At 70.3% G+C, this 10,524-nt stretch carries 9 protein-coding genes and 2 riboswitches; of the genes, 5 read left to right on the top strand and 4 right to left on the bottom strand.

Annotation, left to right across the window (positions count from 1 at the left end; genetic code table 11):
- Positions 1-38: 38 nt before the first annotated feature.
- The 4 genes from N8I86_RS26375 to gcvT all read right to left on the bottom strand — a co-directional run bounded on the left by N8I86_RS26375 (position 39) and on the right by gcvT (position 4,360).
- Positions 39-1,406: an L-serine ammonia-lyase gene (locus tag N8I86_RS26375; RefSeq protein WP_073889729.1), complete on the bottom strand. Its 1,368-nt coding sequence runs from the start codon at positions 1,404-1,406 to the stop codon at positions 39-41.
- Between the two features lie 63 nt (positions 1,407-1,469).
- Positions 1,470-2,732, bottom strand: coding sequence for a serine hydroxymethyltransferase (gene glyA / locus N8I86_RS26380; RefSeq protein ID WP_263278866.1), 1,263 nt, complete (start codon positions 2,730-2,732; stop codon positions 1,470-1,472).
- A 14-nt stretch (positions 2,733-2,746) separates the two neighbouring features.
- Positions 2,747-3,124 carry a glycine cleavage system protein GcvH gene (gene gcvH / locus N8I86_RS26385; RefSeq protein WP_073889733.1) on the bottom strand — a complete coding sequence of 126 codons (378 nt, stop codon included), beginning with the start codon at positions 3,122-3,124 and terminating at the stop codon, positions 2,747-2,749.
- A 117-nt stretch (positions 3,125-3,241) separates the two neighbouring features.
- Positions 3,242-4,360, bottom strand: coding sequence for a glycine cleavage system aminomethyltransferase GcvT (gene gcvT / locus N8I86_RS26390; protein WP_073889735.1), 1,119 nt, complete (start codon positions 4,358-4,360; stop codon positions 3,242-3,244).
- 45 nt (positions 4,361-4,405) lie between these two features.
- Positions 4,406-4,518, bottom strand: a riboswitch (glycine riboswitch).
- Positions 4,519-4,616: riboswitch (glycine riboswitch) on the bottom strand.
- A gap of 161 nt (positions 4,617-4,777) precedes the next feature.
- Here gcvT and N8I86_RS26395 point away from each other — a divergent pair.
- The 5 genes from N8I86_RS26395 to N8I86_RS26415 all read left to right on the top strand — a co-directional run bounded on the left by N8I86_RS26395 (position 4,778) and on the right by N8I86_RS26415 (position 10,463).
- Entirely contained in the window at positions 4,778-5,452 is a 675-nt protein-coding gene (locus tag N8I86_RS26395) for an ATP-binding protein (protein ID WP_263280156.1), read from the top strand.
- Positions 5,453-5,518: 66 nt separating this feature from the next.
- A complete protein-coding gene (locus N8I86_RS26400) occupies positions 5,519-6,310 on the top strand; it encodes an enhanced serine sensitivity protein SseB (RefSeq protein WP_073889738.1) in 792 nt (263 codons plus the stop codon).
- Positions 6,311-6,521: 211 nt separating this feature from the next.
- Positions 6,522-7,307 carry an enhanced serine sensitivity protein SseB C-terminal domain-containing protein gene (locus N8I86_RS26405; RefSeq protein WP_241840754.1) on the top strand — a complete coding sequence of 262 codons (786 nt, stop codon included), beginning with the start codon at positions 6,522-6,524 and terminating at the stop codon, positions 7,305-7,307.
- Positions 7,308-7,657: 350 nt separating this feature from the next.
- Positions 7,658-8,656 (top strand): ABC transporter permease, encoded by a 999-nt coding sequence (locus tag N8I86_RS26410; RefSeq protein ID WP_073889742.1) that lies wholly within the window; start codon positions 7,658-7,660, stop codon positions 8,654-8,656.
- 55 nt (positions 8,657-8,711) lie between these two features.
- A complete protein-coding gene (locus N8I86_RS26415; RefSeq protein WP_443333246.1) occupies positions 8,712-10,463 on the top strand; it encodes an ABC transporter substrate-binding protein in 1,752 nt (583 codons plus the stop codon).
- Positions 10,464-10,524: the final 61 nt, after the last annotated feature.

Consider the following 10,524-nt stretch of genomic DNA (forward strand, 5'->3'; position numbering starts at 1 on the left):
CGCCCCCCTCCCGGCGCCCGCCCCTCGGCCCGCGCCCGTCAGCACTCGATGATGTTCACCGCGAGCCCGCCCCGCGCCGTCTCCTTGTACTTCACGGACATGTCCGCCCCGGTGTCCTTCATGGTCTTGATGACCTTGTCCAGCGACACCTTGTGGGAGCCGTCGCCGCGCATCGCCATCTTCGCGGCCGTGACCGCCTTCACCGCGGCCATGCCGTTGCGCTCGATGCAGGGGATCTGCACCAGGCCGCCGACCGGGTCGCAGGTCAGGCCGAGGTTGTGCTCCATACCGATCTCGGCGGCGTTCTCGACCTGCTCGGGCGAGCCGCCCAGGACCTCCGCGAGCGCGCCGGCCGCCATGGAGCAGGCGGAGCCGACCTCGCCCTGGCAGCCGACCTCGGCGCCGGAGATGGAGGCGTTCTCCTTGAACAGCATGCCGATCGCGCCGGCGGCGAGCAGGAAGCGGACCACGCCGTCCTCGTCGGCTCCGGGCACGAAGTTCATGTAGTAGTGCAGGACCGCCGGGATGATGCCCGCCGCGCCGTTCGTGGGGGCGGTGACGACCCGGCCGCCCGCCGCGTTCTCCTCGTTCACGGCCATCGCGTAGAGCGTGATCCACTCCATGGCGTGCGCCAGCGGGTCGCCCTCGGCGCGCAGCTGGCGGGCCGAGACGGCGGCGCGGCGGCGGACCTTCAGACCGCCGGGCAGGATGCCCTCGCGGGACATGCCGCGCTGGACGCACTCGCGCATGACACGCCATATCTCCAGCAGACCCGCCCGGATCTCGTCCTCGGTGCGCCAGGCGCGCTCGTTCTCCAGCATCAGCGAGGAGATCGACAGGCCGGTCTCCTTCGTCAGGCGCAGCAGCTCGTCGCCCGTGCGGAAGGGGTACTTCAGGACGGTGTCGTCCAGCTTGATGCGGTCCGCGCCGACCGCGTCCTCGTCCACGACGAAGCCGCCGCCGACCGAGTAGTACGTCTTGGACAGCAGCTCGTCGCCCGAGGCGTCGAACGCCCAGACCGTCATGCCGTTGGCGTGGTACGGCAGGGTCTTGCGGCGGTGCAGGACGAGGTCCCGGTCGAAGTCGAAGGCGATCTCGTGCTCGCCCAGCAGGGCGATCCGGCCCTCGGACCTGATCGCCTCCACGCGCGCGTCCGCCGTCTCGACGTCCACCGTGCGCGGCGAGTCGCCGGCCAGGCCGAGCAGGACGGCCTTGGGGGTGCCGTGTCCGTGTCCGGTCGCGCCCAGCGAGCCGTACAGCTCGGTGCGGACCGCGGACACCTTCTCCAGCAGCCCTTCGTTGCGCAGGCGGCGGGCGAACATCCGCGCCGCACGCATCGGGCCGACCGTGTGGGAGCTGGACGGGCCGATGCCGATCGAGAACAGGTCGAAGACCGAGATGGCCACGGTCACTCCTCAAAAAAGCTACAGCGGGTGGTGGGGCACCCCTGGCGGGTGCCCCACCGGGGACTACTTGTTCAGGCCCGCGTAGAGCGGGTGCTTGTCGGCGAGCGCCTGCACGCGCGCCTTGAGGGCCTCGACGTCGTACGACGGCTTCAGCGCCTCGGCGATCACGTCCGCGACCTCGGCGAAGTCCTCGGCCGTGAAGCCGCGGGTGGCGAGGGCGGGCGTGCCGATCCGCAGACCCGAGGTGACCATCGGGGGCCGCGGGTCGTTCGGGACGGCGTTGCGGTTGACCGTGATGCCGACCTCGTGGAGACGGTCCTCGGCCTGCTGCCCGTCCAGCTCGGACTCACGCAGATCCACCAGGATCAGGTGCACGTCCGTGCCGCCGGAGAGCACGTTCACCCCGGCCTCGCGGGCGTCGGGCGCCGTCAGGCGCTCGGCGAGGATGCGGGCACCCTCCACCGTACGACGCTGGCGCTCCTTGAACTCCTCCGAGGCGGCGACCTTGAAGGAGACCGCCTTGGCCGCGATCACGTGCTCCAGGGGACCGCCCTGGAAGCCCGGGAAGACGGACGAGTTCAGCTTCTTGGCGAAGGCCTTCCTGGCGAGGATGATCCCGCCGCGCGGACCGCCGAGGGTCTTGTGCGTCGTGGAGGTGACCACGTCCGCGTGCTCGACCGGGTTCGGGTGCAGACCGGCGGCGACCAGACCCGCGAAGTGGGCCATGTCGACCCACAGGTACGCCTCGACCTCGTCGGCGATCCGGCGGAACTCGGCGAAGTCCAGCTGGCGCGGGTACGCCGACCAGCCCGCGATGATCACCTTCGGGCGGTGCTCCTTGGCGAGCCGCTCGACCTCGGCCATGTCGACCAGGCCGGAGTCGTCCACGTGGTACGCGACCACGTTGAACTGCTTGCCGGAGAAGTTCAGCCGCATGCCGTGGGTCAGGTGGCCGCCGTGCGCCAGGTCCAGGCCGAGGATCGTGTCCCCGGGCTGGGCCAGCGCGAACAGGGCCGCCTGGTTGGCGGAGGCGCCGGAGTGGGGCTGGACGTTCGCGTACTCGGCGCCGAACAGCTCCTTGATCCGGTCGATGGCGATCTGCTCGGCGACGTCGACGTGCTCGCAGCCGCCGTAGTAGCGGCGGCCCGGGTAGCCCTCGGCGTACTTGTTGGTGAGGACCGAGCCCTGGGCCTCCATCACCGCGAGCGGCGCGAAGTTCTCGGAGGCGATCATCTCCAGGGTGGACTGCTGGCGGCCGAGCTCGGCGTCGACCGCGGCGGCGATCTCCGGGTCCAGCTCGTGCAGGGGCGTGTTCAGGACGGTCATCGGGCTACGACTCCTCAGCCGGCGGTGTGGGCGGCGTACTCGTCGGCGGAGAGCAGGTCGGCCGGCTCGTCCGAGATGCGGACCTTGAACAGCCAGCCGCCCTCGAAGGGGGCGGAGTTGACCAGCGACGGGTCGTTGACGACGTCCTCGTTGATCTCGGTGATCTCGCCGGTCACCGGCGAGTACAGGTCGGAGACCGACTTCGTCGACTCCAGCTCACCGCAGGTCTCGCCCGCCTCCACGGTGGAGCCGACCTCGGGGAGCTGGGCGTAGACCACGTCGCCGAGCGCGTTGGCCGCGAACTCGGTGATGCCGACCGTCGAGACGCCGTCCTCGGCGGCCGACAGCCACTCGTGCTCCTTGCTGTAGCGCAGCTGCTGGGGGTTGCTCATGGCCTGAATTCTCCTGTACGCGCGGGAGTGCTGGTGAATGGGGTACCGCTGGGACGGTTCGCGGGCATGCGGAGGACGCGGGGGGTCGTGCGACCGGTGCGTTCCGCCGCCCAGTGTCTACTTCTGGCGCTTGTAGAAGGGCAGCGCCACGACCTCGTACGGCTCGTGGCTGCCCCGGATGTCCACGCCCACGCCCGCGCTGCCCGGCGCCGCGTGCGCGGCGTCGACGTAGGCCATGGCGATCGGCTTGCCCAGGGTGGGGGAGGGGGCGCCGGAGGTGACCTCGCCGATCACCTGGCCGCCCGCGACGACGGGGTATCCGGCGCGCGGCACCCGGCGGCCCTCGGCGATCAGGCCGACCAGGACCCGGGGCGGCTCGGCGGAGGCCCGCTCGGCGGCCGCGGCGAGCGCCTCGCGCCCGACGAAGTCGCCCTCCTTCTCGAACTTGACCACCCGGCCGAGCCCGGCGTCGAAGGGGGTCAGGGAGGTGGTCAGCTCGTGCCCGTACAGCGGCATGCCCGCCTCCAGGCGCAGCGTGTCCCGGCAGGACAGACCGCACGGCACCAGACCGGCGCCCTCGCCGGCCTCGGTCAGCGCCTGCCACAGCGCGACCGCGTGCTCCGGCTTCACGAACAGCTCGAAGCCGTCCTCGCCGGTGTAGCCGGTGCGGGCGATCAGCGCGGGCACGCCGGCGACCGTGCCGGGCAGGCCGGCGTAGTACTTCAGGCCGTCCAGGTCGGCGTCGGTGAGCGACTTCAGGATGCCGGGGGACTCCGGGCCCTGGACGGCGATCAGCGCGTAGGCGTCCCGGTCGTCGCGTACCTCCGCGTCGAAACCGGCGGCACGCTCGGTGAGCGCGTCCAGCACCACCTGGGCGTTCGAGGCGTTGGCCACGACCATGTACTCGGTCTCGGCGAGCCGGTAGACGATCAGGTCGTCCAGGATGCCGCCGTCGGCCTGGCAGATCATGGTGTAGCGGGCGCGGCCGACACCGACCGAGGCGATGTTGCCGACCAGGGCGTGGTTCAGCAGGGCGGCCGCTCCGGCGCCGGACACGGTGATCTCACCCATGTGGGAGAGGTCGAAGAGGCCGGCCCTGGTCCGCACGGCGAGGTGCTCGTCGCGCTCGGAGCCGTAGCGCAGGGGCATGTCCCAGCCGGCGAAGTCGGTCATCGTCGCACCGAGCGAGCGATGCACGGCATCGAGCGCGGTGAGACGGAGTTCAGTGCTGCTCATCGGGCGGTCGTCTCCCAGGACAGGAATGGGACGGGCGAGGAACGTTCCTCCCCATCTGTCATCGGAACCTGAGAGGTTCGCCACGACCGCCACAGGGACGATCACGGCTTGCACCGTGGGTGGGGCCGCTGTCGCAGCGGCCCGCTTTTCAGATGTGCCTCGCCCGCGCGGTAACGGGGCCTGAGAGATTCAAGGGAGGGACTTGCTCCTTCGGCGCCCCGGTGAAGACTGCCGGGGACTCTCCCGCGCGGATTCAAACGGCCGGTATGCAGTTGGCGGGCACATCATTGCACGCCGCGCCCCCACCCGTCAGGGCCGCAATCTGTAACCGACCTGTGGCAGTACGCGCACCCAACCGCATTACCTTCTCTTTACATTTGGCGGGCAAAGGGGTTACCGAACCCACAGGGGAGGACGATCACGGTGAACAGGACCTCGGCCTACGCCGCCACCACCGGCATCGCGGTGCCGAAGCAGCCTTCCGCGCCAGCCCGTGAGCGCGCCGCGGCCCGCTCCGTCCCGGTCGTCCGCGACCTGCGCGACCGCGCCGGCCGCAGCCCGCACGCCCTGCTCTTCGGCCCGGCCGACCTCGTGGTGATCACCGGCCTGCCCGGCAGCGGCAAGTCCACCCTCATGCACCGCACGGTCACCGGCCACCGCGTCGACTCCCAGGACACCCGCGACCGCTGGGACACCAAGGTCCCGCGCGGGCTCCCGTACGCGCTCTACCGCCCGCTGGTCCGCCTCGCCCACTACACGGGACTCCGCCGGGCCCTGCGCACCGGCGAGGGCGTCGTCGTGCACGACTGCGGCACCCAGCCGTGGGTGCGCGCCTGGCTGGCCCGCGAGGCCCGGCGCCGCGGCGGCACCCTGCACCTGCTCCTCCTCGACGTCCCGCCCGGCACGGCCAGGGCGGGGCAGCGCGAGCGCGGCCGGGGCGTGTCCCGCTACGCCTTCCGCCGCCACCGCCGTACGGCCGAGCGCCTGCTGCGCGCCGTGGAGAAGGGGGAGCTGCCCGCCGGCTGCGGTTCGGCGGTGCTGCTGGACCGGGACGCGGCGGACGTCCTGAGCCGCGTGGGCTTCACTCGGTGAGGCGCTGTCACAGCCACCCGCTAGCCTTCTGGCTCACAGCAGTGGTCACCAGCAGGCGGTAGGCAGATGGACTTCCCGGCGGACATCAGCGCGGACTTCCCGGCACAGGCGCACCCCCACCCGCACGGCGGCTGGCCGGGCAACGAACTGGAGGAGGTGCTCTCGGCCTCCCTCGGCATGCCCGAGGCCGGCGGCCGGATCGTCGAGGTCCTCGGCCGGAGCTTCCTGTGGATCCCCCTGCCCCACGGCGGAGGCCCGGACAGCGGCCCGCTCGACCTGCCCACGACCGAGATCGACGGCCAGGTGTACGTCCCGGTGTTCAGCTCCGAGGAGCAGCTCCGCCAGGTGGCCGGCTCCCACATGTCGTTCACCGTCGCCCCGGCCGTGGAGTTCGCCCGGGGCCTGCCCCCGCAGGCGGGCCTGGTCGTGAACCCCGGGGGCGTCGTCGGCGTGCCGCTGCCGCCCGAGGCGGTCGCCGAGCTGTGCCGGGCCGGCCGCACCCCGCTCGACGGACTCAGCACCGGCGGCCGGGTCCGGCTCTTCGAGCCCGACTGGCAGGACGACCCGGTCGACTTCCTCGCCGCCGCCTCCGCCGAGTTCGCGCAGACCGGCGTGGTGCTCACCGCCCGCCGCTGCCTCGCCGCGATCGAGACGGCCGACCCGGTGATGTTCGTGGGCGTCGAACTCTCCCAGTGGGAGGGCGACCTGCGCGCGCTGCCGCTGGAGGCCCTGGGCCGGGCCCTCGGCAAAGTCCCGGTCAAGTGGCCGGTCAACCTCGTCCTGCTGGACGTCGCCCAGGACCCGGTCGCCGACTGGCTGAAGACCCACGTCCGCCCCTTCCACCAGTACGGTCACTAGACCCGGCGCGGGCGCGGGCCACCTCGCGAGCACGGGGCCGCGTCCGGCGGGCGCCGCCGCCGCGTGGCGCGTGGCCCCACCACCGACCCGCACCCGCGCACGAACACGAGGCCCCGGGCTCCTGGGCGCTTAAGCTGTCCCCACACGCGGGGAAACAATCGGAGGGGCGGTAAGACAGGTGAGCGCGAGCCCAAGCGGCAGCGTGGAAAGCATGCTGCGCCAGGTCACGCCCGGACGCTATGACGCCTACGAGGCCCTGCTCCGCGCTCTCGCCACCCCGTCCTCCGGCCAGATCTGGATGCTCCTGTGGCACGGCCAGGCCGGCTCCCCGGACGCCCAGTACGGGGACATGGAGGTCGACGGCTTCCACTACGCCCCCTGTGTCACCTCCGCCCAGGAGCTGTCGGCCAGCGGCTGGAACCGCTCGTACGAAGTGGTCGACGGGCTCGACGTGGCCCGCACCCTCTACCCGGACCACTACGGCCTCTGGCTCAACCCGCACGCCCGGGGCGGCGGCGTCGGCATCCCCTGGCTGGACCTGCGCCGCATCGCCACCGGACTGGACCGGCAGCCCGCCGGCCCGCTGCGGCTCGCCGAACCCACCATCGAGATCCCGCAGTTCTACGCCCTGCTCGCGCAGAACGCCCACCGCACCCCGGCCCTGCGCTCCCTGCGCCGCGCCTGGGTGCAGCCGGCGCTGGGGGCGCCGTACCTCGCTCTCGGCCTGGACGTGTACGACACCTCGCCCGCCGCGGTCGACTCGGTCCGCGGGATGATGCAGCAGTCCGTCGGGGCGGTCCCGGAGGGGCTGCCGGTGTCGACGGTCGCGATGACCGACGAGTACGACCCGGTGGTGATGTGGATGCGGGCCAACGCGCGCCCGTTCTACGACCGCGAGGCCCACGCCGCCCCGCCCCAGCCCCAGTTGCAGGCCGCCCCGCAGTCGCAGGCGCCGGCCGCGGGATACGGCTATCCGCCGGTGCACGGCGGCTTCTGATCAACTCGTCCCGGCGCCCCGCTCTTGGCGCCGGAATGCAGGATTTGCGCGGGCCGACCGCTTCTGCGCGCGTAGACGTCAGCCGCACGCACCAAATCGCGCAAATTCCCCGTTCCGTCACAACTGGCCCGCGTCCGAGAGCCGTTACCCACTGTTCGGATAACGGAATCCCCCGCACTGCATCACGGTTGCGCATACTTTCGCCGTCACATCTGGCGGGTGATCGCGGCCACGCTGAAGACTCGCGACTCAGACACGAGGCCGAGGCCCCGTGATCGATGGCAAGTCGACAAAGCCGCAATCCGCGGCAGGCGCAGGCCGGTCACCACCGGCGAGAGGGGTCGCTCACCGTGACCGCACCGATCGAGACCACCGGGGCGGCAGCCGAGGCACAGCCGGAGGCTGTGCTCGCGGGTGCCGGTAAGGGGCAGATCGAGGGTCGTTCTCTGGGTCAGATCGCCTGGACCCGGTTCAAGAAGGACAAGGTCGCCGTCGCCGGCGGCGTCATCGTGATCCTGCTGATCCTCCTCGCGATCCTCTCGCGCCCCCTCCAGGCCGCCCTGGGGCTCGACCCCAACGCCTTCAACCAGGACCTGATCACCCCGGACACCTCGCTGCCCAAGGGCAGTTGGGGCGGCATGAGCGCGGACCACCCGCTCGGCGTGGACCCGAAGTTCGGGCGTGACATCGCCACCCGCGTCCTGGAGGGCTCCTGGGTGTCGCTGGTGGTCGCCTTCGGCGCCACCATCCTGTCCAACGTGATCGGCGCGATCATGGGCGTCATCGCCGGCTACTACGGCGGCCGCGTCGACAACGTGATCAGCCGGCTGATGGACACGTTCCTGGCCTTCCCCCTCCTGCTGTTCGCCATCGCCATCTCCGCGACCCTGCAGGGCGGCGCGTTCGGCCTCAACGGGCTCCCGCTCCACCTGAGCGTGCTCATCTTCGTCATCGGCTTCTTCAACTGGCCCTACCTGGGCCGGATCGTCCGCGGGCAGACCCTCGCCCTGCGGGAGCGCGAGTTCGTCGACGCCTCCCGCGGCATGGGTGCCAAGGCCCCGTACATCCTGTTCCGGGAGCTGATGCCCAACCTGGTCGGCCCGATCATCGTCTACTCGACGCTGCTCATCCCGACCAACATCCTCTTCGAGGCGTCCCTGAGCTTCCTCGGCGTCGGCATCCAGCCCCCGCAGGCGTCCTGGGGCGGCATGCTCCGCGAAGCGGTCACGTACTACCAGGTCGACCCGCAGTACATGATCGTTCCCGGACTCGCCATCTTCGTGACCGTCCTGGCCTTCAACCTGCTGGGTGACGGTCTCCGCGATGCTCTCGACCCACGCAGCCGCTGACGCCGGCGGCGGAGAGCCCGAAAAGTTTCCAACAATGGAGGGGAAAGCGCCCATCATGCGAAGGTCAGCGCTGGCCGCGATCGCGGCCATCGGCTCCGTCAGCCTGCTTCTTGCGGGTTGCAGCAAGGCCGATGACAACAAGAACGAGAACGGCACCAAGTCGGCCGGGGCCAACGCCGCGACCAAGGACGTCGTCAACGCCTCCGACAAGAAGGGCGGGACGCTCACCTACGAGCTGTCCGACGTCCCGGACTCGTTCGACCCGGGCAACACGTACTACGCGTACATGTACAACCTCAGCCGGCTGTACGCCCGCCCGCTGATGACGTTCCAGCCCGGCGCCGGCGAGAAGGGCAACACCCTCGTCCCGGACCTCGCCGCGAGCAAGGGCGTCCCGAGCGACGGCGGCAAGACCTGGACGTACAAGCTGCGTGCGGGCCTGAAGTACGAGGACGGCACGGCGATCACGTCGAAGGACGTCAAGTACGCCGTCGAGCGCTCGAACTTCGCGCGTGACGTGCTCTCCCTCGGCCCGAACTACTTCCAGCAGTTCATGGCCGACGGCGACAAGTACAAGGGCCCCTACAAGGACAAGAGCGGCAAGGGCCTGTCCTCCATCGAGACGCCGGACGACACCACGATCGTCTTCCACCTGAAGCAGGCCTTCCAGGAGTTCGACTACCTGGTCGCCGCCCCGCAGACGGCGCCGGTGCCCCAGGCGAAGGACAAGGGCGTCGACTACGTCAAGAACATCGTGTCCTCCGGCTCCTACAAGTTCCAGAGCTACGAGGACGGCAAGCAGGCCGTGCTCGTGCGCAACGACAAGTGGGACGCGAAGACCGACCCGCTGCGCAAGCAGCTGCCGGAGAAGATCGTCGTCAAGCTGAAGGTCAACCCGGAGACCATCGACCAGGACGTCCTCGCCGGCGACGCGATCGACCTGGCCGGTACGGGTGTCCAGGCCTCCACGCAGGCCAAGGTGCTCACCGACGCCGACAAGAAGGCCAACACCGACAACACCTACGGTGGCCGCCTGGTCTACATGGCGATCAACACCACGGTGAAGCCGTTCGACAAGGTCGAGTGCCGCAAGGCCGTGCAGTTCGCGATCGACAAGGTCTCGGTGCAGACCGCCGAGGGCGGCCCGATCCGCGGTGACATCGCCTCCACGGTCCTGCCTCCGGACATCCCGGGCTACGAGAAGGCCGACGCCTACGCGACCGCCGGCAACAAGGGCGACGTCGCCAAGGCCAAGGAGCAGCTCAAGGCCTGCGGCAAGTCGTCGATCTCGACGAACATCTCGGCCCGTTCGGACCGTCCGCAGGAGATCGACGCCGCCACGGCGATCATCAACTCGCTGAAGAAGGTCGGCATCAACGCCAGCCTGAAGCAGTTCCCGTCGGGCAAGTACTTCACCGACTACGCGGGTGTGCCGAAGTTCACCAAGAAGCAGAACATCGGCCTGGAGATGATGCAGTGGGGTGCCGACTGGCCCTCCGGCTACGGCTTCCTGCAGCAGATCCTGAACGGCAAGGCGATCAGCCAGTCGGGTAACACGAACCTGTCGCAGTACGACAACAAGGACGTCAACACCCTGCTGGGCAAGGCGATCGGCACGCAGGACGACGCCGCGCGCAACAGCCTCTACACGCAGATCGACAAGAAGACGATGGACGACGCCGTCATCGTCCCGCTGACCTACTTCAAGGTCCTGCTGGCCCGTCCGCAGAACTACACCAACCTGGTTTCCACGGCGGCCTTCAGCGGTCAGTACGACTACCTCAACATCGGCGTCGCGTCGAAGTAGCAGCCCCGGAAGGCAGGTGAAGGCATTGGTGCCCGCGGGCTTCGCGGCCCGCGGGCACCAG

It is taken from the genome of Streptomyces albidicamelliae, assembly GCF_025642175.1.
Lineage (GTDB): Bacteria > Actinomycetota > Actinomycetes > Streptomycetales > Streptomycetaceae > Streptomyces > Streptomyces albidocamelliae.

What these genes read in the sequence shown, in the direction of transcription:
- gcvT (WP_073889735.1), bottom strand. Translation starts at nt 4,360, where the DNA reads ATGAGCAGCACTGAACTCCGTCTCACCGCGCTCGATGCCGTGCATCGC.
- N8I86_RS26405 (WP_241840754.1), top strand. Translation starts at nt 6,522, where the DNA reads ATGCTGCGCCAGGTCACGCCCGGACGCTATGACGCCTACGAGGCCCTG.
- N8I86_RS26415 (WP_443333246.1), top strand. Translation starts at nt 8,712, where the DNA reads ATGCGAAGGTCAGCGCTGGCCGCGATCGCGGCCATCGGCTCCGTCAGC.
- gcvH (WP_073889733.1), bottom strand. Translation starts at nt 3,124, where the DNA reads ATGAGCAACCCCCAGCAGCTGCGCTACAGCAAGGAGCACGAGTGGCTG.
- glyA (WP_263278866.1), bottom strand. Translation starts at nt 2,732, where the DNA reads ATGACCGTCCTGAACACGCCCCTGCACGAGCTGGACCCGGAGATCGCC.
- N8I86_RS26400 (WP_073889738.1), top strand. Translation starts at nt 5,519, where the DNA reads ATGGACTTCCCGGCGGACATCAGCGCGGACTTCCCGGCACAGGCGCAC.